Annotated in this window: 20 protein-coding genes; 6 read left to right on the forward strand and 14 right to left on the reverse strand. The window is 60.6% G+C overall.

The features are described from left to right. Nucleotides 1-19: 19 nt before the first annotated feature. From AUL28_RS13140 to hflX, 5 genes are all read left to right on the forward strand, one after another. Complete coding sequence (locus AUL28_RS13140; protein WP_062233340.1) at nt 20-2,272, forward strand: sensor histidine kinase NtrY-like; 2,253 nt, start codon at nt 20-22, stop codon at nt 2,270-2,272. Beyond that, complete coding sequence (gene ntrX, locus AUL28_RS13145) at nt 2,272-3,633, forward strand: nitrogen assimilation response regulator NtrX (RefSeq protein ID WP_058598346.1); 1,362 nt, start codon at nt 2,272-2,274, stop codon at nt 3,631-3,633. Before AUL28_RS13140 ends, ntrX begins: the two co-directional genes overlap by 1 nt. Before the next feature lie 19 nt (nt 3,634-3,652). Next, nucleotides 3,653-5,029 carry a Trk system potassium transporter TrkA gene (gene trkA / locus AUL28_RS13150; protein WP_062233343.1) on the forward strand — a complete coding sequence of 459 codons (1,377 nt, stop codon included), beginning with the start codon at nt 3,653-3,655 and terminating at the stop codon, nt 5,027-5,029. 178 nt (nt 5,030-5,207) lie between these two features. Next, nucleotides 5,208-5,456 carry an RNA chaperone Hfq gene (hfq, locus tag AUL28_RS13155; RefSeq protein WP_058598344.1) on the forward strand — a complete coding sequence of 83 codons (249 nt, stop codon included), beginning with the start codon at nt 5,208-5,210 and terminating at the stop codon, nt 5,454-5,456. A gap of 54 nt (nt 5,457-5,510) precedes the next feature. Next, nucleotides 5,511-6,836: a GTPase HflX gene (gene hflX / locus AUL28_RS13160; protein WP_192843460.1), complete on the forward strand. Its 1,326-nt coding sequence runs from the start codon at nt 5,511-5,513 to the stop codon at nt 6,834-6,836. Between the two features lie 75 nt (nt 6,837-6,911). On the opposite strand, the gene mazG is transcribed toward hflX, so the two are convergent. The 13 genes from mazG to coaD form a co-directional block, all read right to left on the reverse strand. Further along, nucleotides 6,912-7,775 (reverse strand): nucleoside triphosphate pyrophosphohydrolase, encoded by an 864-nt coding sequence (mazG, locus tag AUL28_RS13165; RefSeq protein WP_062233345.1) that lies wholly within the window; start codon nt 7,773-7,775, stop codon nt 6,912-6,914. Between the two features lie 171 nt (nt 7,776-7,946). Continuing rightward, nucleotides 7,947-8,756, reverse strand: coding sequence for an MBL fold metallo-hydrolase (locus AUL28_RS13170; protein WP_062233348.1), 810 nt, complete (start codon nt 8,754-8,756; stop codon nt 7,947-7,949). A gap of 8 nt (nt 8,757-8,764) precedes the next feature. Next, nucleotides 8,765-9,562, reverse strand: a complete 798-nt coding sequence (locus AUL28_RS13175) for a TatD family hydrolase (protein ID WP_062233351.1) — start codon at nt 9,560-9,562, stop codon at nt 8,765-8,767. Continuing rightward, nucleotides 9,562-11,109, reverse strand: a complete 1,548-nt coding sequence (gene metG, locus AUL28_RS13180) for a methionine--tRNA ligase (protein ID WP_062233354.1) — start codon at nt 11,107-11,109, stop codon at nt 9,562-9,564. Before metG ends, AUL28_RS13175 begins: the two co-directional genes overlap by 1 nt. 87 nt (nt 11,110-11,196) lie before the next feature. Beyond that, nucleotides 11,197-12,246, reverse strand: coding sequence for a DNA polymerase III subunit delta' (locus AUL28_RS13185; RefSeq protein WP_062233357.1), 1,050 nt, complete (start codon nt 12,244-12,246; stop codon nt 11,197-11,199). Further along, the gene (tmk, locus tag AUL28_RS13190; protein WP_062233360.1) at nt 12,246-12,941 is read right to left on the reverse strand and encodes a dTMP kinase; all 696 of its coding nucleotides are present in this window, start codon (nt 12,939-12,941) and stop codon (nt 12,246-12,248) included. The genes AUL28_RS13185 and tmk overlap by 1 nt, the downstream gene beginning before the upstream one ends. Further along, complete coding sequence (locus tag AUL28_RS13195; RefSeq protein WP_244493517.1) at nt 12,938-14,170, reverse strand: D-alanyl-D-alanine carboxypeptidase family protein; 1,233 nt, start codon at nt 14,168-14,170, stop codon at nt 12,938-12,940. The genes tmk and AUL28_RS13195 overlap by 4 nt, the downstream gene beginning before the upstream one ends. Before the next feature lie 43 nt (nt 14,171-14,213). Then, nucleotides 14,214-15,419: a septal ring lytic transglycosylase RlpA family protein gene (locus AUL28_RS23535; RefSeq protein ID WP_062233365.1), complete on the reverse strand. Its 1,206-nt coding sequence runs from the start codon at nt 15,417-15,419 to the stop codon at nt 14,214-14,216. Between the two features lie 217 nt (nt 15,420-15,636). After that, nucleotides 15,637-16,776 carry a tRNA guanosine(34) transglycosylase Tgt gene (gene tgt, locus AUL28_RS13205; RefSeq protein ID WP_062233368.1) on the reverse strand — a complete coding sequence of 380 codons (1,140 nt, stop codon included), beginning with the start codon at nt 16,774-16,776 and terminating at the stop codon, nt 15,637-15,639. Then, on the reverse strand, nt 16,773-17,855 hold the full coding sequence (gene queA / locus AUL28_RS13210; protein ID WP_062233370.1) for a tRNA preQ1(34) S-adenosylmethionine ribosyltransferase-isomerase QueA: 1,083 nt from the start codon (nt 17,853-17,855) through the stop codon (nt 16,773-16,775). The genes tgt and queA overlap by 4 nt, the downstream gene beginning before the upstream one ends. A 12-nt stretch (nt 17,856-17,867) precedes the next feature. After that, nucleotides 17,868-18,338, reverse strand: coding sequence for a peptidylprolyl isomerase (locus AUL28_RS13215; protein ID WP_062233372.1), 471 nt, complete (start codon nt 18,336-18,338; stop codon nt 17,868-17,870). A 100-nt stretch (nt 18,339-18,438) separates the two neighbouring features. Next, nucleotides 18,439-18,981, reverse strand: a complete 543-nt coding sequence (locus AUL28_RS13220) for a peptidylprolyl isomerase (RefSeq protein ID WP_058598333.1) — start codon at nt 18,979-18,981, stop codon at nt 18,439-18,441. Nucleotides 18,982-19,000: 19 nt separating this feature from the next. Further along, nucleotides 19,001-19,495, reverse strand: a complete 495-nt coding sequence (coaD, locus tag AUL28_RS13225; protein WP_058635962.1) for a pantetheine-phosphate adenylyltransferase — start codon at nt 19,493-19,495, stop codon at nt 19,001-19,003. A 203-nt stretch (nt 19,496-19,698) separates the two neighbouring features. Here coaD and AUL28_RS23540 point away from each other — a divergent pair, with 203 nt between their 5' ends. Continuing rightward, nucleotides 19,699-19,827 (forward strand): hypothetical protein, encoded by a 129-nt coding sequence (locus AUL28_RS23540; RefSeq protein WP_275477498.1) that lies wholly within the window; start codon nt 19,699-19,701, stop codon nt 19,825-19,827. Nucleotides 19,828-19,853: 26 nt separating this feature from the next. Here AUL28_RS23540 and gyrA read toward each other — a convergent pair whose 3' ends face one another. After that, on the reverse strand, nt 19,854-22,619 hold the full coding sequence (gyrA, locus tag AUL28_RS13230; RefSeq protein WP_062233373.1) for a DNA gyrase subunit A: 2,766 nt from the start codon (nt 22,617-22,619) through the stop codon (nt 19,854-19,856). Between the last annotated feature and the right edge of the window lie 207 nt (nt 22,620-22,826).

Consider the following 22,826-nt stretch of genomic DNA (forward strand, 5'->3'; position numbering starts at 1 on the left):
TTCCGTTTAAGGTGGTGGCATGATGGCGGCATATCCGATCCCCAATGATGTGGAGTTGCCGGCGCTGGGCGAGCGTCGGCGCTTCATGCTGATCCCCGGCATCCTCGCCGTAGCCGGCGCGCTGATCACCGGCGCGATCTCGTTCGTTGTCCTGATGGGGCTGACATCGATCGCGCCGACGGACACGGTGGTCCGCATCGCCTCGCTCGTGAACGGCCTCTTCGTGCTGCTTCTGTGCGGGTTGATCGGGCGGGAGGTTCTGCGCATGACGCGGGCCCGGCGCACCGGCAAAGCCGCCTCGCGCCTCCATGTGCGCATCGTCATCCTGTTTTCGATCGTCGCGGCGATCCCTGCGCTACTCGTTGCGATCGTCGCGGGCATTACGTTGGATCTCGGTCTCGACCGCTGGTTCGAGATTCGAACCCGCACCATCGTGGAGTCCTCCACCAGCGTGGCGCGAGCCTATGTCAACGAGAACGCCCGCAATCTGCAGGGCTCGACGCTCTCGATGGCCTATGATCTCGGCGCTCAGCGACAACTCTTCGATCTCGATCGCAGGGGATTTGCCGATCTCATGACCGAGCAGGCACGAGGGCGCTCGCTTCTCGGCGCGCAGCTTCTCCATGCCGACGGCACGCCGTTCCTGAGAGCCGACATTCCCGTCGAGCGGCCGCTGCCGGTGCCACCGACCGACGCGCTGGAACAGGCGGCGCAAGGCAGCCTCGTTTTCATTCCTCCTGGCGTCACGAACCTCGTTGGCGCGGTGACGCGGCTGCGCGGCTTCGGGGACGTCTTCCTTTATACGGTTCGCGTGGTGGACCCGGACGTGATCGCCGCTCTGCGTCTCATGGAAGAGCGCACCGCCGAATATTCCGGCCTGGAGAAAAATCGCTTCAACCTGCAGATCGCCTTCGCGCTGCTGTATCTCGGCATCACGCTGATCGTCTTGTTATCGGCCATTTGGACCGGCATCGGCGTCGCGGATCGCCTCGTGCGCCCGATCCGATTGTTGATCGGCGCGGCGGACGAGGTCAGCGAAGGCAATCTCGAGGTTTCGGTGCCGGTTCGAACCTCGGACGGCGATGTCGGCTCGCTGTCGAACACGTTCAACAATATGATCCGCCAACTTCGAAGCCAGCGGAGCGAATTGCTCAGCGCCAAGGATGTGATCGACGAGCGCCGCCGGTTCACGGAAGCCGTTCTGTCCGGCGTCACGGCTGGCGTCCTGGGCGTGGACGCGGACGGATCGATCAGCATGTTGAACCCGTCCGCCGAGCGCATCCTCGCTACGTCTTCGGCCGAGGCGGTCGGGACGTCTTTGGCGGCTCGCTTTCCGATGATCCATGCGGTCTACGAAGCGGCCAAGCATTCGCGCCATCGCGAGCATCAAGAGCAGGTGACGCTCCGCGCCAAGGATCGCGAGCGTGTCCTGACCATCCGCGTCACGTCCGAGGAAAGCGGAGAGGGAAGTCAGCGAAGCGTCGTGACCCTGGATGACATCACCGATCTCGTGGATGCTCAGCGCTCCTCGGCTTGGGCCGATGTGGCGCGCCGGATCGCGCACGAGATCAAGAACCCGCTGACGCCGATCCAGCTTTCGGCCGAGCGCATTCGACGGCGCTACGGAAAGACGATCGAAGGCGATCGCGAAGTGTTCGATCGTTGCATCGACACGATCATCCGTCAGGTGTCCGATATCGGGCGCATGGTGGATGAATTCTCGACCTTCGCTCGGATGCCCAAGCCCAAGCTGGAGGACAAGGATCTGCGCGAGGCGTTGCGCGAAGCCGTCTTCATGCGTGAAATGGGTGAGCACGGGATCGTCTTCGAGAACCGTTTTGGCGATCAGCCGCTCCTAGGTTCCTTCGACGTACGCCTTCTCTCGCAGGCCTTCGGCAATCTTGTGAAGAATGCGGTCGAAGCCATGGAGACTCTGGAGAACCATCGAGGCCGGATCGAAATTCGCGCAACGCCGGGCGGCGAGATGCATGTGATCGAGATCGAGGACAACGGGAAAGGTTTCCCGAAAGAGAATCGAGAACGGCTTTTGGAGCCCTATATGACGACGCGAGAAAAGGGCACCGGCCTCGGCCTCGCGATCGTTCGAAAGATCATCGAGGAGCACGGCGGTACGATCGAACTGGATGACTTACCGGGCGACCGGCAGGGCGCCTTGGTTCGCATCCGCCTTCCGGCTTCCTCCCATACACCAAACAATGGCCAGGACACGCGATCTGGCCTCCCATCCAATCAGACGAATGGTGAACACTGATGGCATCGGACATCCTGGTCGTTGATGACGAAGCCGATATCCGCGAACTCGTCGCCGGTATTCTGGAAGACGAAGGGCACGAGACGCGCACGGCTAGCAATTCCGACATGGCGCTCCAAGCCATCGCCGACCGTGCTCCGCGTCTCATCTTCCTCGATATCTGGCTTCAGGGCAGCCGGCTCGACGGGCTCGACATGCTGGATGCGATCAAAGCGCAGCATCCCGAGATTCCGGTCGTCATGATTTCGGGCCATGGCAATATTGAAACCGCCGTGTCCGCTATTCGTCGGGGCGCCTACGACTATATCGAAAAGCCGTTCAAAGCAGACCGTCTGGTTCTCGTGGCCGAACGGGCGCTCGAAACGTCGAAGCTGAAGCGGGAAATTCTGGAATTGCGGCGTCGCTCGTCCGACTCGGCGGAACTGATCGGCAAGTCGCAACCCATGAACCAGTTGCGGCAGACCATCGACCGAGTCGCCCCGACCAACAGTCGCGTCATGATTCTGGGGTCTTCGGGTTCCGGCAAGGAGATGGTGGCGCGCGCCATTCACGCTGCCAGCAGCCGGGCCAAGGGCCCCTTCGTGGTTCTGAACGCGGCGGCGATCACGCCGGAGCGGATGGAAATCGAGCTGTTCGGCACCGACACACCGCCGGGTGTCGAGCGCAAGATCGGGGCGCTGGAGGAGGCGCATAACGGCGTTCTGTACCTGGACGAGATCGGCGATATGCCGCGCGAGACGCAGAACAAGATTCTGCGGGTTCTGACCGACCAGACATTCGAGCGCGTCGGCGGCACCAAGAAGGTGAAGGTCGATGTGCGCATTATCTCATCGACCGCCCAGAACCTCGAGTCGTTGATCGCCGAAGGTTCGTTCCGCGAAGACCTGTTTCATCGTCTCGCCGTCGTGCCGATCATGGTACCGCCGCTGGCGGAGCGGCGCGCCGACATTCCGATGCTGATCGAAGCCTTTATGAAGCAGATCGGTGAGCAGACCGGCATCAAGCCGAAAGCTCTGAGCCCCGAAGCGCTGGCCGTGCTCCAGTCGAGCGACTGGCCCGGCAATATCCGCCAGCTGCGCAACAATATCGAACGGCTGATGATCCTGTCGCGCCAGGACGACTCGGATCATATCTCCGCCGATATGCTGCCGCGCGAGGTCAGCGACATGCTGCCGCGAACGCCCAGTCAGTCGGATGGACGCATCCTCGCGCTTCCTCTGCGCGACGCCCGCGAAGTCTTCGAGAAGGAATATCTCGTCGCTCAGATCAATCGCTTCGGGGGCAATATCTCACGCACGGCGGAGTTCGTGGGCATGGAACGCTCGGCTCTCCATCGCAAGCTGAAGTCCCTCGGGATCTGAACCAAGGGTCATCCACACCGTGCGGATCGTTATTTGCGGGGCAGGGCAGGTCGGATACGGCATAGCCGAGCGCTTGGCCGCCGAGCAGAACGACGTGTCGGTCATCGACACGTCGCCCACTCTGGTGAATGCTTTGCGTGAGCGGATCGACGCGCGCGGCATTGTCGGGCACGGCGCTTACCCGGACGTCTTGGCCGAAGCCGGGGCGGCGGAAGCCGATATGCTGATCGCCGTGACGCTGCATGACGAAGTGAACATGATCGCCTGTCAGGTGGCGCATTCGATCTTCAACGTGCCGCTCAAGATCGCCCGTATCCGATCCCAGTCCTACCTCCAGCCGCATTGGCAGACGCTGTTTGCGACCGACCAGCTGCCGATCGACGTCGTCATCTCACCGGAGATCGAAGTCGCCGAGATGGTGATGCGCCGCATCGCCCTTCCCGGCGCGCTCGATTCCGTGCGCTTCGCCAGCGGCACGGTCGCGCTCCTCGCGATCGAGTGCCGGGAGGAGTGCCCAATCCTCAACATGCCGCTCGGCCAGCTTTCGGCGCTCTTTCCCGATCTCGGAGCCACCGTGGTCGGCATCTTTCGCGACGGCGATCTCTTCATTCCGAACTCGGCCGATCAGCTCTATGCCAATGATCTCGCTTATGTCGTCGTCGAACAGGCGAATGTGGCAAGAACCCTCGTGCTGTTCGGGCACGAAGAGCCGGAGGCCGGCCGTATCGTCATCGCGGGGGGGGGCAATGTCGGGCTTGCGCTCACGCGCGCCATGGAACGCCAGAAGACGTCCAAACGGCTGCGGGTGATCGAAGCCGACGCCACGCGAGCGCATCGACTGGCCGACGAACTCAAACGCGTCACGGTCCTCCACGGAAGCGCTCTCGATCCGGCCATCCTGCAGGAAGCCGACATTTCCGATGCGGACCTGATGGTGGCCCTCACCAACGACGATCAGGTGAATATCTTGTCGAGTGCGCTCGCCAAGCGCCTTGGCGCCAAGTCCAATCTCGTTCTTCTGAACGGACGCACCTATCACGAATTGTCCCGCAGCTTCGGCGTGGATGCCGTCATCGACCCGAAATCGGTCACCATCTCCCGCGTCCTCCAGCATGTGCGTCGCGGGCGTATTCGTGCCGTTCATTCCGTTCAGAATGGCGTGGCGGAGGTGATCGAAGTAGAAGCGCTCGATACCTCACCTCTGGTCGGGCGACCGCTTTACGAACTGCAACTTCCCGATGGACTGCGTATCGGCGCGGTGTCGCGCAACGGGATTTTCATCAGACCGAACGCCCAAACGAGAATTCAGGCGAAGGACCATGTCGTCATCTTCGTCAAATCCACCGCCGTTCGACAGGTGGAGCAGTTTTTCCGAGTCAGCCTCGAGTTTTTTTAGTGGGCTATCTCGTTTCACAGCTGCTTTCCCGACGCGGAGTCCTGTCATGTGCTTGAAACGAATCAGGTGAATGGTCGACAGTGACTGACCGCGTAGCAGCAATCGCGTTCGTCAAACGATAACAAGCACGTTCCGGTGCGCCAAAGCATCGGACAAGCCAAGAAGAGCGATCAACCTCATGGCAGAACGTCTCCCGAACTTGCAGGACCTTTTCCTCAATACGGTTCGCAAACAAAAGATTTCTCTCACCATCTTCCTCGTGAATGGCGTCAAGCTCACGGGTGTCGTGACCTCCTTCGATAATTTCTGCGTCCTTCTCCGGCGGGATGGGCACTCGCAACTTGTCTATAAGCACGCCATATCTACGATCATGCCATCGCAGCCAGTGAACATGAACGATGGCAACGAAGACGGCGGGAAGATCTGATTGACTGAATTCGACAAAGCGGCGGGCGCCAAGGCGCCGATCGAACACAAGCAGGTGGCAACCAGGGCAGGGGTGTTCGTACCCGTGCTCAAGGAGCGGGGCAGGCCTGAGGAAGGCGCCGACATCATCCGCCGGTCGGACGAGGATCGTCTGATCGAAGCGGAAGGTTTGGCGGCAGCCATCGATCTGGAGATCGTCGCGCGCGGGATCATTCCCGTCGCGAAGGCTCAGCCGGCGACCTTGATCGGTTCAGGCAAGGTCGAGGAGTTGAAGGGGCTCGTCGCTGCCGAAGAGATCGGTCTGGTGATCGTCGATCATCCGTTGACCCCGGTTCAGCAGCGCAATCTCGAGAAGGAACTAAATGCCAAGGTTCTTGACCGCACGGGCCTAATCCTTGAAATTTTCGGCCGGCGCGCGCGCACGAAGGAAGGGCGGCTTCAGGTCGAACTCGCCCATCTGAACTACCAGCGTGGGCGGCTCGTTCGAAGCTGGACGCACTTGGAGCGTCAGCGCGGCGGCGCAGGCTTTCTTGGTGGTCCGGGCGAAACCCAGATCGAGGCCGATCGTCGGCAGCTTCAGGACAAGATCAAGAAGCTCGAGAAGGAATTGGAGCAGGTTCGTAAAACGCGGACCCTGCACCGTGCCAAGCGCAAGAAGACACCGCATCCGGTGATCGCCCTCGTGGGCTACACGAATGCGGGCAAATCGACCTTGTTCAATAAGGTCACGGGTGCGGACGTTCTGGCCAAGGACTTGCTCTTCGCCACATTGGACCCAACGCTTCGTCGCATCTCGCTTCCGCATGGAACGGAAGTCATCATGTCCGACACGGTGGGTTTCATTTCCGACCTGCCGACGCATCTCGTGGCAGCCTTTCGAGCGACCTTGGAAGAGGTGATCGAAGCGGACATCATTCTTCATATCCGCGATATGTCCGACCCCGATAGTCTGGCTCAGTCAGGCGACGTCAAGAAGATCCTGAAGGATCTCGATGTCGATACGGACGACCCCGATCACGTGATCGAGGTCTGGAACAAGATCGATCGGCTCGACGAGTCGGGTCGCGTTCACCTGACGCAGACAGCAACGTCGCATTCACAAGGCCCGTCGATCCATATGGTGTCGGCGCTGTCGGGCGAGGGCGTTGAACAGCTTCTGGCGGAGATCGAGCGTCGTATCGCCGGCAAGGCTGAGGTGCTGGAACTCGACGTTCCCTCGGACAGCATGAATGTGCTGCCCTGGGTCTACGAAAACTCCATCGTTCGCGAGCGTGAGGATTTGGAGGACGGCGGCGTTCATCTCGTTCTGGACCTGACGCGGCAAGCCCGTTCCGACCTTCATCGGCTGGGATCGCGCTATCCCAACATTCGGATCGACTGAAGCTATTGCGTTTTTTCAGCGTCGGGATCGAGTTTTGGAAGGTCGATCCCGACGAATCTTCCACTTACGGCATAGCTACGAAGAGTGTGCTTCAGCCTTCGCGGCCACCCAATGCGCCTCTAGTTCATCAAGCGACATGTCGCTGAGGCTCATCCTACGGCTCGCCGCAGCCCGTTCCATGGCTCGAAATCTCGACCGGAACTTCGACACCGTACCACGCAGAGCTGCGTCGGGGTCGATGTCATAGCGTCGGCCCAGATTGACGAGCGTGAACAGAAGATCGCCTAGTTCGTCGCGCTTCTCATCAAGATTGGCCGCCGCTTCAAACTCAGCCGTCTCCTCGCGGAGCTTCGCGATGATTGGCTCCGGCGTGGTCCAGTCGAACCCGACGGTGGCCACTTTTTCCTGGATCTTTCTCGCCAAGGTCAGTGATGGCAGTGCGCCGGGGATGCTCGATAAGAGCCCGGCGCCGATTTCATCGGTTCCCGACCAATCCTGTGATGTGCCTTCTGTGTCGGCCCTGATGTCGCGACGGCGCATGCGAGCCTCGGCGCGTTCCTGCTTCTCCTCGGCCTTGATCCGCTCCCATTGCCCTTTGGCCGAGCGCGCGTTGCGCGCCGAGGCATCGCCGAAGACGTGAGGATGCCGGCGGATCATCTTGCGGGTGATCCCATCCACCACGTCCTCGTAGGAAAAGAGACCAGCCTCATCAGCCAATTGGCTGTAGTAGATGACCTGAAGCAGGAGGTCGCCCAGTTCTTCCTTCAGATCGTCGGGATCGCGCCGCTCGATCGCATCGACCACTTCGTAGGTCTCTTCGATCGTATAAGGAATGATCGAGTCGAAGCTCTGCTCAATGTCCCAGGGGCATCCGGTTTCCGGATGCCTCAGAGCCTTCATGATCTCAACGAGACGCGTCGTGTCGCGTGACGGCTGCATTCCCCAACTCCTTGGCACATTCGGATCGGGTGGTGAACTCCAGCACATCGCAGGTCAAGGGCAGACCATGCACCGGCCGGACTGATAGCCCATGAGTATGTTCTCATAATATGGATTATGGAACCACTTCCACCATGCTCGCTGCGTGGACGGATGGGATGCCAGGGCCCATCAATCCAAGGCGAATTCGAGCCGCATCCCGTCGTAAGCCGGCTTCACATGCGACGGCAAGTCGCGCACAAGCGTCTGATAATCGAGCGGCGTATGCATATGGGTCAGCAGCGCCGTATCGACTTCAAGGCGCCGAACCCACTCCAGGGCCTGATCGAGCGATAGATGGCTGGGGTGCCGCTTGTATTGCAACGCGTCGATCACCAGCAGCGTCGAGCCCTCAATCGCAAGGCAGGCGCTCGTGGAGAAATGGCTGACATCGCTGCAATAAGATATCGGACCGATCCGAAACCCGAGCGACGTGATCGAACCATGCTCTTGGTCGAACGGCAGAAATTCGATCGAGCCGCCGGGACCGTCCACCGAGAAAGCTTCCAGTGCGGTGATGGTTCGATGCTGGACGATGGGCGGATAAGCGCTCCCGTCCGGGGTCCGGAAGCAATAGCCGAAGGCCTCGTTCAGTCGGACGAATGTGGCCTTGTCAGCGTAAAGATCGATCGGGCGACCCGTATCGAGGAAAAAACCTCGTATATCATCAATGCCATGAAAATGGTCGGCGTGAGGATGCGTGATGAGCACCGCGTCGAGGCGTTGGACCTTTTCTCGGAGCATCTGCTCGCGAAAATCCGGGCCGCAATCGATCACCACGACCGTGCGCCCATTGGGAGCGATCCGCTCGATCATGGCTGCGCAACGGGTCCGCCGGTTCCTCGGCTCGCTCGGATCGCACGCCCCCCAATCCCCGGTGATGCGCGGTGTCCCCGGCGAACTGCCGCATCCCAGGATGGTGAGGCGCAGGAGGTCCGACATGAGGCCTCCTAGGACCGGAGGTCCGGCGCGCGGCTGAACAAGCGAAAGAAGTTATCCGTCGTCTGCTTCGCCATGTCGTCCACCGATACGCCTTTCACATCAGCCAGTTTGCGGGCGGTGTGAGCGACATAAGCCGGCTCATTGCGCTGACCGCGGTGCGGCGGGGGCGCGAGATATGGCGCATCCGTCTCAACCAAAAGACGATCCAACGGAACATCGGCCGCAATGGCTCGGATTTCGTCCGACTTGTTGAAAGTCAGGATACCCGAAAACGAGACATATCCTCCGAGGTCCACGCCGACTTCCGCCAGACGACGCGTGGACGAAAAGCAATGGAGGACGAAGGGAAACGCTCCGATCGCGCTCTGCTGCGAAAGGATCGCTTCCATATCGGCATCGGCGTCTCGCGCGTGGATCACGAGCGGCAAACCCGTTTCGCGTGCGGCTTCGATATGTCGGATGAAAACCCGCTTCTGAACTTCAGGAGGCGCGCGATCGTAGAAATAGTCGAGACCCGCCTCGCCTATGGCCACGATCTTCGGATGGTGGCTGAGACGAATGATGTCCTGCGTCGGCACATCAGGCTCGCTTCCCGCATTGAGCGGGTGTGTGCCGACGGATGCGAACACATTGGGATAGCGCTCGGCAATGGCGAGAATTGCTGGAAGCTTGGAGATGTAGGTCGAGATCGTCACCATCAGCCCAACCCCTTGCGCGCCAGCTCGCGCAACGATGTCATCACGCTCGGGCTCGAACTCGGGGAAATCCAGATGGCAGTGACTATCGACCAGAAAGGGGAGCGACATCAGGCCATGCCCGCTTCCGCCTCGACGAACCGAGGGAAAACGCCGACGGGGGCCGGCAAGGCCAGCCCAGCTTGCAAGGTCGTCCCGTGATCCAGCACTTCGAAACCGCGCTCCTGCGCGTCGACCGCGAGAAGGTCGAGAAGCTTGGAACAGGAGTCCGGCATCACGGGCTGCAGAAGAATGGCGACGCGACGCACCACTTCGGCCGTCACATAAAGAACGGTTCCCATGCGGGCAGGATCGGTCTTGCGCAGGACCCACGGCTCTTGCGCGGCGAAATAGCGGTTGGTTTCCGAAACAGTCGCGACGATCGTCGCCAGCATCGTATGCAGTTCCTGCCGATCCACCGCCGCGCGACATTGCTGAAGCAGTTGACCGCTTTGATTGAGGATGGCGTGATCGGCTTCCGTGAACGAGCCAGGTTCGGGCAACCTACCCTCGCAATTCTTGGCAATCATAGACAGCGAGCGTTGAGCGAGATTTCCGAGATCGTTGGCAAGTTCGGAGTTCATCCGCCCGACGATCGCCTCGTGCGAATAATTGCCGTCTTGGCCGAATGGAACCTCGCGCAGCAGGAAGTAGCGGAACGGGTCGAGGCCATAGACATCGACCAGAGCGATCGGATCGATGACGTTTCCGACGGACTTCGACATTTTCTCCCCGCGATTGAACAGGAACCCGTGGACGAAGATCCGCTTCGGCAGTTCGATCCCTGCGGACATCAGGAAGGCCGGCCAGTAAACCGCATGGAAGCGGACGATATCCTTGCCGATCACATGGAGGTCGGCCGGCCAGAAGCGGCTCCGCTCTCCCTTGTCCGGATAGCCGGTCGCTGTGAGATAGTTGGTGAGCGCATCGACCCACACATACATCACATGCCGCTCGTCGCCCGGCACGGGAATGCCCCAATCAAACGTCGTCCGCGAAATCGAGAGATCGCGCAGGCCTGACTTCACGAAAGAGACGATCTCGTTGCGCCGCTCCACAGGAGCAATGAAATCTGGATGCGCGTCGTAATGCGCCAGCAGACGATCTCCGAAAGCGGACAAGCGGAAGAAGTAGCTTTCTTCCTCCACCCATTCGACCGGCGTCCCCTGAGGTCCGATGCGCGTGCCGCTCTCGGTCAGGCGCGTTTCATCTTCGGCGTAATAGGCTTCGTCGCGGACGGAATACCAACCCGCATAGGAACTCTTGTAGATGTCCCCCGCCTCGACCATACGGTTCCAGATCGCTTGACTGGCCTTGCGGTGACGCGCTTCGGTCGTGCGAATGAAGTCGTCATTGGAGCTGCCGACACGGCGGCCCATCTCCCGGAACTCGCCCGAATTGCGGGTGGCCAGTTCGATCGGCTCGATCCCGAGATTGCGGGCCGTCTGGAGCATCTTGATACCGTGCTCGTCCGTCCCCGTCAGAAACAGAACGTCGTAGCCGTCGAGCCGCTTGAACCTTGCGATCGTGTCCGTTGCAATCAGCTCGTAAGCATGTCCGATATGTGGACGTCCGTTCGGGTAAGAGATCGCGGTGGTCAGATAAAAGGTCTCAGCCATATCGATCGTCTTGCCTGCTGGAATCGGTCAAACTCAACGGGCAATAACCCATCCCGCCCCACCTCTCAACAAAACGGTGATGCGTCCTCAGCGGTTCGGCGCGCGAACCTCTGCCAATCTCGAAGCGAACGTGATCAAAATTTGCTTGCGATCCAAATTGAAGGCTGCCGCCTCCAGCCAGCGTGCGGACTCGCTCTGCCAGAAGGCAGCCAGAGCCGTGGCCCGTCCGCTGTCGCCGGATTCCTGAGCCTGTCGGGCCTCAGCCGCAACGCGGTCGAACAAGCCGTTCCGCACGAGAGCCCACGCTTCTTCGCGCCCCTTCTGCGTCAGCGCTTCGGCAAGCGACTGAACATGGCGCCAATCGGGGCGAGCCGCGCCGTATAGCCGATCGATCTCGCCCGCGATCTCGAGGCCGCCCGATACGACTTGATGATAGGCGGTTCGAAGACTGCCACCGGAAAGCCGTGCGGCGGTTGCCAGCGACGAGGCATCTTCGCCTGTTAGAATCTCGGAGAGGCCTCGCAGAACCGCATCTTCCGACAAAGGCGAGAAGCGAAGGGTTCTGGCTCGCGAACGAATGGTCGGCAGAAGTCGCCCCGGCACGTGATTGACGATCAGAAAGATCGACCGCTCCGGTGGTTCTTCCAAAATCTTAAGCAGCGCGTTGGCGGCATTTCGGTTCATGTCGTCCGCCGGGTCGACCAAAGCGATCCGCCAGCTATCGGCCGCCGTGCTGCGAAAAAAATGGTTGAGCCTACGGATTTCATCCACCGTGATCTGGGTGCGAAAGCCGTCGCCTTTGTCGTTCGAGGGCCGGCGAATATGGAGGAAATTGGGATGGCTACCCTGCCCGATTTGCCGCACGATCGGGTGGTCTGCGAGAAACTCGGGTTCACCTTCGAACCGACCCAATAGGACCTCCGGCCCGCCCAACAGGCGGCGGGCGAAGGCGAGAGCCGTGGTCGCTTTTCCCACCCCCTCCGGCCCTTGAAACAGCCAGGCGTGATGCATGCGGCCGGATGCCAAGGCGGCTTCCAGTTCCTTCCACTCGGATTGCCGGCCTAGAAGCGTCATACGCTCGGCGGGCGTCGGCACATCGGCAATGTCGTCATGGCCGGGAACCGGAGCAAACGACATCAGGCTCGCCCGCCTGTGGTCGAGTCGCGCCGCTTGCAAGCTAGGCGCTCCAGGACGATGGCTCGGATTTCCGATTCGATCGAGTTCATATCGCGCGCCGCATCGACCACCATGCAGCGATGGGGTTCGCGAGCGGCGATCGCGAGAAACGCGGCGCGCCTTTGCTCGTGGAGTTCGATTCCCTCGCTCTCGAACCGGTCCGCCTTCTCCTGCCCACGCCGCAAGGCAGCGCGTTCCAAGCCTTTCACAGCGGGGATGTCGAGAATCACCGTCAAGTCGGGAAGAACGCCGTCCAGCGTCGCAGCCTCGATCACGCTGAGTGTCGATGGCTCCAGTCCCGCCTTACTGCCCTGGTAAACGCGCGTGGAGTCATGAAATCGATCGCACAGTACCACCTCATGGCGAGACAGAGCGGGCAGGATGACGCCTTCGATATGGTCCCGACGCGCCGCTGCGAAGAGGAGAGCTTCTGTCTCCACACCGAGTTCCTTCACTCTCCCCGACAGAATGATATCCCGCAAGACATCGGCGGCCGGCGTTCCGCCCGGTTCGCGTGTCTGGCAAACGGACTCGCCTTGTGATCGAAGATGGGCCACCAAGCGGGAAATCTGGGTCGTCTTGCCGCTTCCTTCGCCGCCCTCGAATGTCACGAAGAAACCTGGTTGCCGGCCGATCGCGTTGGAGGCATCGATCATAGTCTGCGGACCCAACCGAACGCCAATTCCTTCACGGCGCTGGCAGCCCGCGCGCTGAAGGCGCCCTCTGCAACACCGTCCCCCACAAACACGTCCCGCTCCAGAACCTGCCGCCCTTGAATGGAAATCTTCAGGCTGCCGATTCTGGTTCCTTTCGCAAGTGGCGCTATGAGGGGGGCATCGTAGACGATTCGAGCCGTCACGAGATCGGTGCGCTTTCTCGGCACGTAGAGATCGACGCCGCTCTCCAGAACGGCGTTCACATACCCAGTCGCTCCGCCGAAGACCTGGGCCTGACCCAGCACCTGGCCGGCGGAAAATAGAGACCGACGCTCGAAATTCGTCGCCGTCCATTCGAAAAGACGTGCTGCCTCTTTGGTGCGGGCCGCATCACTTTCTAAACCCGACAAGACGACGATCGTTTTGCGACCGTCCTTCTCCGTCGCCGCGACGATGGAATATCCCTCATCTTCGGCAAACCCAGTCGCCAGACCGGTCGCACCCATATTGAGGCGTAGAAGCGGATTTCGGTTGCGCTGAAGGATGCGGTTCCATTCGAATTCGGGTTGCGCATAGAGCTTGTAAGGCTCTGGATAGCTGATCTGAATGTTTCGAGCCAAAAGCGCCATGTCGCGGGCGGTTGTCTTTTGACCCTCCTGCGGCAGACCTGTCGCATTGACGAAATATGAGTTCGAAAGCCCCAATTCGGCGGCCCGACGATTCATATGCTGAGCGAAGGCCGCCTCCGAGCCGTCCATTCCCTCTGCTAGGATGATCGCGGCATCATTCGCGCTTTGAATAACAAGACCTTTAACAAGCGCGTCGATCGGCACACTTGATCGGACGGCGGCGAACATGGTGGCCGTGCGTGACGGTGCACCTCCGGTCCGCCAGGCATGATCGCTGACAGGATAAGCGTCAGTGAGATTGATCCGACCGCTTGCGAGGGCTGACAAAGCGACGTCGGCCGTCATGAGCTTGGCGAGGGACGCGGGCGCAAACGGCTCGTCGGCGTTCTTCTCCAGAAGAATACCGCCCGTTTCCACATCCATGATCAGCGCGCCACGTGCCACCGTATCCGTGAAGAACGGCGCGTCCTGGGTTTGCGCCTGGGCTGGCGCGCCGAAGAGGCTCAATGCGAGGGATATGCCCATCCAGCGCGTCGGCAGGCATGAGTGAGAAAGCCTCAATGCCGAAACCCGCCTGCGAAAGGTCACGAGTTGGCTCATGCACCGAACCAATACCCGGTCGAAACGATCCGATCGACTAATGTCACTCGTCTCGCAGAGCGAAGGCATCCTCGAAGCCGGCGCTCCACAGGCGGCGAAGACCGATCTCGACATTTTGCCCTTCGGCCATGACCATCGTGAAGGACGATCCTTCGGCGCTTTTCTGTTCGACAATCTCGCCATATCCTGCTGCCGCATTCTCGAGCGTCAAGAGCTGCGAAATATCATCGACGCGGCCGATTTCGATACGGTTAGCAGCCGAGACCTTCGACGTCATATGCGAAATCGCGTCCAATGCCCGTGAGCCCGTGGCGGCGCCGGCGGCGTAGGACAAGGCGATCTTGGGCAGTGTAACACTCGGCGGCGTGCTCGAATCGTAGGTATCGATCAGATCCTCGATCGAAGACGGCTTAGGGGTCAAAACACGCGCGCCAGCCTTGGGCGTGACGCGAACGGCAGGTCGCGCCAAGCTGCGTGTCGACGCGACAACGGGCGCTTCGGTTTTCTGAGGGCTAAAAGCCGCGGTCAGGAAGGACGGCCAGATCGAGCTTTCGGTTTTCGACGCCACCATCACGCCCGACGAAAGACCTGCGTCCTCTGGCTTGACGGTTCCGGGATGGTAGGAGGCCATGAGATAGGGCGTATCGTCACCCTCGAGCGGCGCGCGCCCGACATATTCGACCTTCACATCGGCAACGCCATCATGCTGGAAGCCGAGCAGTTGAGCGGCACGGGACGAAACGTCCATTACGCGATCATGGACATAAGGACCGCGATCGTTGACGCGGACCATGACGGACGCCCCGGTTTTACGATTGGTGACGCGGGCATAGGACGGCAACGGGAAGGTCGGATGAGCCGCCGACAGATGATACATGTCGTAGACTTCGCCATTGGCCGTCAGACGGCCATGGAAGTTGGCGCCATACCACGATGCTGTTCCCGACTTCGAATAGCCAGGCTCTTCCTTCGGGTAATACCACTTGCCCTTCACCATGTAGGGCTTGCCCGTCTGGTCGCGTCCGCCGCCCTTGCGAACGTTTTTCGACCGGGTCACGCGCGGGCTGGCTTTCACGCCGAAGACGCTCGAACTGAAGATCGGCGCGTCGTCCTCGGGCGCCAGTTCCTCCTGCGTGGAATGCGTCGAAGAGGACGTCGACTGGCAGCCGGACAGGCCCAGGCCGAGAATGCAAAGCGTCGAGACGAACAAGACCTGTCGGCCGCGTGACGTGGCTTCGGCTTTGACCATCAGATATCGTGTCCCCCGAAAGGATGCGCCGCGCCGCATCCAGTGTCGTCCTTCATTCCCTCGCGCTAAAAACTTACGAAGAATTTAAGAGCAGGATCAAGTTGTCGAAAATACCCAGGCGCGAATCGTAGCGTCTTTCCCCAGGCATGGGCCACTTATCCCCACTCTTCGTGAAGCGCGGAGCTGACGCAAAACCGGATTTTCGATCGCTGAGAGGTCAGGCCGCTTTTCGGGCGGCTTCGCCGCGAGCCCATCTCGCCGTGGTTTCCGCGGCGAAATCCTGGAAGCGGCCCAGTTCGATCGCCTCACGCATCTCGGCCATAAGGCGCTGATAATAAGCTAGATTGTTCCAAGTCAGGAGCATACCCGCCAGAGCTTCGTCAGCTCGCACGAGGTGGTGCAGATAAGCGCGAGAATGATCTCGCGTCGCCGGGCAATCCGACGTTTCGTCCAACGGCTTTGGGTCTTCGGCATGACGCGCGTTCTTGAGATTGACACGCCCGTCCTTCGTGAAAGCCAGACCATGACGCCCGGCCCGCGTCGGCATGACGCAGTCGAACATGTCGATGCCGCGAGCGACCGATTGGAGAATATCGTCCGGCGTGCCGACGCCCATGAGATAACGAGGCTTCTCCACAGGCAAGGAAGGAAGCGTCTCGTCCAGCGTCTCCAACATCACCGACTGCGGCTCGCCGACCGCCAGCCCACCAACCGCATAGCCTTTAAGGTTCATGGCCGTGAGCCGTTCGGCCGAGCGGATTCGAAGGTCGGGCTGGTCACCGCCCTGCACGATGCCGAACATGGCCTTGCCGGGTTGGGTGCCGAACGCAACGGCCGAGCGCTCCGCCCAGCGCAGCGACAGCTCCATCGCGCGCTCGATCTCGTTGCGATCGGCGGGTAGACGGATGCACTCGTCAAGCTGCATCTGAATGTCGGCGTCGAGAAGCCCCTGGATCTCGATCGACCGCTCGGGGCTAAGCTCGTGGACCGAACCGTCCACATGCGAGCGGAAGGTCACGCCCTGCTCGCTCATCTTTCGAAGGCTAGCCAGCGACATGATCTGAAAGCCGCCGGAATCGGTCAGGATCGGATAGGGCCAGCGCGCGAATTCATGCAGGCCACCCAGCCGAGCCACGCGCTCCGCACCCGGTCTCAGCATGAGATGATAGGTATTGCCGAGGATAATGTCCGAGCCGAGCTCCCGGACCTGATCGAGATACATCGCCTTCACGGTCGCAGCGGTGCCGACGGGCATAAAGGCCGGGGTACGAATCGTGCCGCGCGGCATGGTGATCTCGCCACGACGCGCCTTACCGTCCGTGGCGAGAAGACGAAAACCAAATTCAGTGACGGTCATGAGGTGGCCTCGGAACGCTCCAGAAGGCAGGCGTCCCCATAGGAATAGAAGCGGTAGCCCGTCTCGATCGCGTGGCGATAGGCATCGCGCATGCGATCCAACCCACTGAAAGCAGACACGAGCATGAAAAGCGTCGATCGCGGAAGGTGGAAATTCGTCAGAAGCGCATCAACGGCGCGAAACGCATAGCCTGGCGTAATGAAGATATCTGTCGTCGCGTGGAAGGGCGCGATGACACCGCCTTGGGCCGCGCTTTCCAGAACGCGAAGGGAAGTCGTACCGACAGCCACAACCCGTCGACCTTCCGCTTTGGCACAGGCCAGCCGTTCGGCGGTAGCGATGTCGATCGAACCGAATTCATGGTGCATCCGATGCGCCGACGTATCATCGGCTTTCACCGGGAGAAACGTCCCTGCCCCGACATGAAGCGTCACATACTCGAACTCAACGCCTGCCGCCCGTAGCGCTTCCATAAGTTGAGGCGTGAAATGCAAGCCGGCTGTCGGCGCAGCCACCGCTCCGTCATGGCGAGCATAGATCGTTTGATAGTCCGTACGGTCCTGCTCGTCCTCGCCCCGCTTGGATGCAATATAGGGCGGCAGCGGAAGGTGACCGACCTCGGCGATGGCCGCATCGAGATCTGGGCCCGATCGATCGAACGCAAGGGTAACTTCGCCGCCCTCGCCTCGTTCTTCGACCTTCGCTAACAGGATCACCTGCCCAACACCCTGAAAGCGGATGACATCACCCACGGCCACGCGCTTTGCGGGACGCACGAATGCCTTCCAGCGACCGCCATCGAGACGCAGATGAAGGGTGGCCTCGATCTCGGCGATACCCTGTCCCTCGGGCAGTCCGTCCCGGCGACGAAGGCCGTTGAGGCGGGCGGGAATGACCCTGGTGTCGTTGAACACCAGAACGTCGCCGGCCCGGAGCAGACCGGGCAGATCACCGACCCGCTTATCGCTCAGCGGACCGTCTTCGGGAACACGAAGGAGGCGCGCCGATTCGCGCGGAAGAGCGGGTCGCAGGGCGATCCGCTCTTCCGGGAGGTCGAAATCGAATAGATCGACCCGCATTCGAACCGAACCTTACAGGTCGGCCGCAACGCGCATGGTCGTGATCGAATCGGGATCACGAACCGGCTCGCCACGCTTGATCTGATCGACCGTGTCCATGCCCTCGATCACTTCACCCCAGACCGAATACTGACGATCCAGCCAAGGCGCGCGCTCGAAGCAGATGAAGAACTGCGAGTTGGCTGAGTTCGGGTTGGCCGTGCGCGCAGCGGAAACCGTTCCGCGCTTGTGCGGCTCAGCCGAAAATTCCGCCTTGAGGTCCGGCTTCGACGAGCCGCCCGTGCCGGTGCCCGTGGGATCGCCTGTCTGAGCCATGAATCCGTCGATCACGCGGTGGAAGACCACGCCATCGTAGAACTTCTCGCGCGCGAGTTCCTTCACGCGTGCGACGTGCCCTGGCGCCAGATCAGGCCGAAGCTTGATCACGACGCGGCCTTTCGTTGTTTCGAGGACGAGGGTGTCTTCCGGGTTTTCGAAGGTCATGCCTTCCTCCTGGTCAAACGAAGAATGGCCTGGACCTGCCAGGCCATTTCAATACGCTTCCTTGGCCGATCCCCTGCGCGCTGGCAAGGGGACGGAACGATCACTGCGCCGCGACGACCTTCACGGTTTCCATCTTGTCGGGGTTCGAGACCTGGCCGTTGCGAGCCTCGTCGCCCTTCTTGATCTTATCGACGACGTCCATGCCCTTCGTCACCTCGCCCACAACGGTGTATTGGCCGTTCAGGAAGTCGCCGTCGCCCAGCATGATGAAGAATTGCGAGTTGGCGCTATTGGGGTTCTGAGCCCGCGCCATCCCGACCGTACCGCGCTTGAAGGGCTCCTTCGAGAACTCCGCCTTCAAGTCCGGAAGCTTGGAGCCGCCCATGCCAGTGCCGGTCGGGTCGCCGGTCTGGGCCATGAAGCCGTCGATCACACGGTGGAAGACCACGCCATTGTAGAAGCCCTGGTTGGCGAGGGTCTTGATCTGCTCCACATGCTTGGGAGCCAGATCGGGGCGGAGCTTGATGTCGATTTCACCCTTGTCCGTGGTGATGACCATCGTCTCGGCGCCCTGCGCGAGACTGGGCAGGGCCGACGAGGCCAACATCATCGCGGCCAGACCGATCGAGGCAAACAACTTCATACCAAACTCCATGTCGGCATCAGTGCCGAACGAATTTCTCACGTAAAGCCTCGGCGACGACAGGCGGAACGAAAGCCGAAACATCGCCTCCAAGACTTGCGATCTGACGAACCAATGTGGCCGTTATGGGCCGCGTTTCGATCGATGCGGGCAGGAAGATGGTGCCGACATCCGGCGCAAGTCGGGCGTTCATTCCGGCAAGTTGCATCTCGTAGTCGAAGTCACCGCCATCGCGAATGCCCCGAAGGAGCGCGGTGGCACCATGGCGATGCGCCTCGTCCACCGTCAGACCCTGAAAAAAGCTGACGACGATCTCTGCATCCAGACGCTCGGCTTCTAAGGCTCGGCGAACCAGCGCCGCCCGCTCGTCGGCCGAAAACAAAGGCGCCTTTCCCGGATGAATTCCGATCGAGACGACGATCCGATCGAACAGGCGTGACGCCTGTGTCAGCACATCCAGATGACCGTTTGTCAACGGATCGAACGATCCCGCGAACAAAGCAACCCGGCGCATTCGCCCTCCGCTAACCATTTCATCAAACTCCCTGCGGCGAATTCCCGATCGGCAATCTCGTTTCGCACTTCCCCAACCATTGCGACCACAGGATGAGGACAGCACCGCTCTTGAAGGGGAACGGTGAGACATAAAAGCTCACCACCCCTTGGGAACGAATAAACAAATCCTTACGTTCTTGCAGTGAATTCGGAGATTTGAAGATGCTGGTTCTCGCACTCTCTTTCGCGATGATTGCTTCCCTGGTCACCGCAACCGCAGTGGCTGTTCATAACGAGGCCGACAAGTCGCGGGTAAAAGTGGCCGCGCGGTCGCGTCGCATTCTGCGTTGATCTCGCGGTAGGAAAGAAAACGGCGCTTATGCGCCGCCTTCCTCTGGATCGGTGGTATCGGCCGCGCCTTCCTCGACTTCGGGTGAGGTCATGTCCTCGTCCCCGCCTTGATCCGGAATACGCTCAACCGAGACAACACGCTCGTTCTCAGCTGTATTGAAGATGGTCACGCCTTTGGTGGCGCGACCAGCCACACGAATCCCCTCGACGGGAACACGGATCATTTGACCGCGATCCGAAATCAGCAAGATCTGATCTCCTGTTTCGACCGGGAAGGCCGCGACGAGATGGCCGATGTCGCTGAGGCGCGAAACGTCCGTCGCGCGAATTCCTTTGCCTCCACGACCGCTCGTTCTGAACTCATAGGATGACGAGCGCTTGCCGAAGCCGAATTCGCTGAGCGTCAACACGAATTCCTCGGATGCACTGAGGAAAGCGTACCTTTCGGACGACAGGGATACCTCTTCGACTGCCTCCTCGTCCACTACGCCGTCGCTGGCCACGACCTCGCCTTCCACGGCGCGGCGCATCCGCAGATAAGCTGCTCGTTCCGCAGCCGTCGCATCGACATGGCGCAGAATGGCCATAGAGATCAGACGATCCCCTTCCGCCAGATTCATGCCCCGCACGCCGATCGAGTTTCGACCCGCGAAGACACGCACTTCCGGCACCGAAAAGCGAATACACTGACCGCTGGCGGCCGTCAGAAGTACGTCATCACTCTCGGAGCAGGTCGCGACAGCGAGGATTTCATCCTCCGCCTCTTCCAGCTTCATCGCGATCTTGCCGTTGCGGTTGACTTGGAGGAAGTCGGCGAGCTTGTTTCGCCGAACTGTTCCCTTCGTCGTCGCGAACATGACGTTCAGTTCCGCCGCCGTGTGCTCGTCATTGGGCAGGGGCAGAATCGACGTGATGCGTTCGCCCTTCTCGAGCGGAAGCATGTTGACGAGAGCCTTGCCGCGGGACTGCGGCGTAGCCAGCGGCAGCCGCCATACCTTCTCTTTGTAGACGATGCCGCGTGAGGAGAAAAACAGAACCGGCGTGTGCGTGTTGGCTACGAAGATTCGGGTCACCGAGTCTTCGTCACCCTTCAGCGCCATACCCGAGCGTCCTTTTCCGCCCCGCCTTTGCGCGCGATACGTCACAAGCGGAACACGCTTGATGTAGCCACCATGACTCACGGTGACGACCATATCCTCGCGCGGAATCAGGTCCTCATCCTCGAAATCGCCCGCCCCCTCCAACAATTCGGTGCGCCGAGGCGTCGCGAACTCGGCGCGTACCGCCGCGAGTTCTTCCTTGATGATCTCGCGCACTCGAACACGGGACGACAGAATTTCGAGATATTCACGGATTTCGCTGCCGATCTGATTCAGCTCGTCCGCGATCTCGTCCCGGCCGAGCGCGGTCAAGCGCTGCAGGCGAAGATCGAGAATGGCCCGGGCCTGCGTTTCCGACAGGCGATAGGTGCCGGCGTCGCTGATACGGTGGCGCGGATCATCGATCAGGCGAATGAGCGGCGCGACGTCCTTCGCCTCCCACTCGCGGGTCATCAACTGTTCACGCGCCGTCGCCGGGTCGGGTGCATGGCGAATCAGCTTGATGATTTCATCGATATTGGCGACCGCAATCGCCAAGCCGACCAAGACATGCGCGCGCTCGCGCGCCTTGCGCAGGAGGTATTTCGTGCGTCGCTGGATGACCTCTTCGCGGAACGCGACGAAGGCCGAGAGCATATCCAGAAGGTTGAGCTGCTCCGGCTTTCCACCATTCAGGGCCACCATATTGGCGCCGAACGTCGTCTGCAGCGGCGTGAAGCGATAGAGCTGATTGAGAACGACATCCGAGGACGCGTCCCGCTTCAGTTCCACAACGACCCGATAGCCCTCTCGGTCGCTTTCGTCACGGATATCCGAAACGCCCTCGATTCGCTTGTCGCGAACCAGATCGGCCATCTTCTCGATCATCGTCGCCTTGTTCACCTGATACGGGATCTCGGTGATGACGATGGACTCGCGGTCGCCGCGCATCGGCTCCACATGCACCTTGCCGCGCATCAGGATCGAACCGCGACCGGTCGAGTAGGCCGAAAGAATGCCTGCCCGCCCGATCACGAGCGCCCCGGTCGGGAAATCGGGACCGGGAATGAATTCCATCAACTCGTGGAGTTGAAGCGCCGGGTTCTCGATCAGCGCCACGCAGCCGTCAATCAGCTCGCCCAGGTTGTGCGGCGGAATGTTGGTGGCCATGCCGACGGCGATGCCGCCCGAACCGTTCAGCAGAAGATTGGGAACACGAGCCGGAAGCACGACCGGCTCCATCTCGCGGCCATCGTAGTTCTCTTGGAAATCGACGGTTTCCTTGTCGATATCTTCCAGTATCGCGTCCGAAACGCGCTCCAGGCGGCATTCCGTATAGCGCATCGCCGCGGGCGGATCGCCGTCGATCGAGCCAAAATTGCCCTGCCCGTCGATCAAGGGCGCGCGCAAGGAAAAGTCCTGCGCCATCCGCACCAATGCGTCGTAGATCGACGCATCGCCATGCGGGTGGAACTTACCCATCACCTCGCCGACGACGCCGGCCGACTTGCGATAGGACTTGTTGTGAACAAGCCCCATCTCGTGCATCGCAAAGAGAACGCGGCGGTGGACAGGTTTCAACCCATCTCGAACGTCCGGGAGCGCGCGGCTCACGATCACGCTCATGGCGTAATCGAGATAAGATCGCTGCATTTCCTCGACGATGGAAACAGGCTCGATGCCGTTCGGCCGCTCTGGCGGCTGCTCTTGCATGCTATCGGACAAGGACACTATCCCAAACTCTATCTAGGAGACTTATAGCGCGAGGCCGCCCGAATTGGCAAATTCGCCATTCTGATTTTTCTGTGATAGAACAGGTACTTAGCTGGAGCGCCAGACAAAGCTCTCCGACTTCACTTGAAAACCGCCCGGAATAGGCCGGTCGAAGCGCCGCTGAACGCATCCGATCCTTCTGGCCTC

The organism is Aureimonas sp. N4, from assembly GCF_001463925.1.
GTDB classification, from domain to species: domain Bacteria; phylum Pseudomonadota; class Alphaproteobacteria; order Rhizobiales; family Rhizobiaceae; genus Aureimonas; species Aureimonas ureilytica_A.

Excerpts from the sequence above, each read along its gene's own strand:
- tmk (WP_062233360.1), bottom strand. The coding sequence starts at position 12,941 with ATGATCGATGCCTCCAACGCGATCGGCCGGCAACCAGGTTTCTTCGTG.
- ntrX (WP_058598346.1), top strand. The coding sequence starts at position 2,272 with ATGGCATCGGACATCCTGGTCGTTGATGACGAAGCCGATATCCGCGAA.
- AUL28_RS13170 (WP_062233348.1), bottom strand. The coding sequence starts at position 8,756 with ATGTCGGACCTCCTGCGCCTCACCATCCTGGGATGCGGCAGTTCGCCG.
- AUL28_RS13140 (WP_062233340.1), top strand. The coding sequence starts at position 20 with ATGATGGCGGCATATCCGATCCCCAATGATGTGGAGTTGCCGGCGCTG.
- gyrA (WP_062233373.1), bottom strand. The coding sequence starts at position 22,619 with ATGCAAGAGCAGCCGCCAGAGCGGCCGAACGGCATCGAGCCTGTTTCC.
- AUL28_RS13220 (WP_058598333.1), bottom strand. The coding sequence starts at position 18,981 with ATGAAGTTGTTTGCCTCGATCGGTCTGGCCGCGATGATGTTGGCCTCG.
- tgt (WP_062233368.1), bottom strand. The coding sequence starts at position 16,776 with ATGACCGTCACTGAATTTGGTTTTCGTCTTCTCGCCACGGACGGTAAG.
- coaD (WP_058635962.1), bottom strand. The coding sequence starts at position 19,495 with ATGCGCCGGGTTGCTTTGTTCGCGGGATCGTTCGATCCGTTGACAAAC.
- AUL28_RS23535 (WP_062233365.1), bottom strand. The coding sequence starts at position 15,419 with ATGGTCAAAGCCGAAGCCACGTCACGCGGCCGACAGGTCTTGTTCGTC.
- AUL28_RS13185 (WP_062233357.1), bottom strand. The coding sequence starts at position 12,246 with ATGTCGTTTGCTCCGGTTCCCGGCCATGACGACATTGCCGATGTGCCG.
- metG (WP_062233354.1), bottom strand. The coding sequence starts at position 11,109 with ATGGCTGAGACCTTTTATCTGACCACCGCGATCTCTTACCCGAACGGA.
- AUL28_RS13215 (WP_062233372.1), bottom strand. The coding sequence starts at position 18,338 with ATGACCTTCGAAAACCCGGAAGACACCCTCGTCCTCGAAACAACGAAA.
- AUL28_RS13175 (WP_062233351.1), bottom strand. The coding sequence starts at position 9,562 with ATGTCGCTCCCCTTTCTGGTCGATAGTCACTGCCATCTGGATTTCCCC.
- AUL28_RS23540 (WP_275477498.1), top strand. The coding sequence starts at position 19,699 with ATGCTGGTTCTCGCACTCTCTTTCGCGATGATTGCTTCCCTGGTCACC.
- AUL28_RS13195 (WP_244493517.1), bottom strand. The coding sequence starts at position 14,170 with ATGAGCCAACTCGTGACCTTTCGCAGGCGGGTTTCGGCATTGAGGCTT.
- hfq (WP_058598344.1), top strand. The coding sequence starts at position 5,208 with ATGGCAGAACGTCTCCCGAACTTGCAGGACCTTTTCCTCAATACGGTT.
- mazG (WP_062233345.1), bottom strand. The coding sequence starts at position 7,775 with ATGCAGCCGTCACGCGACACGACGCGTCTCGTTGAGATCATGAAGGCT.
- queA (WP_062233370.1), bottom strand. The coding sequence starts at position 17,855 with ATGCGGGTCGATCTATTCGATTTCGACCTCCCGGAAGAGCGGATCGCC.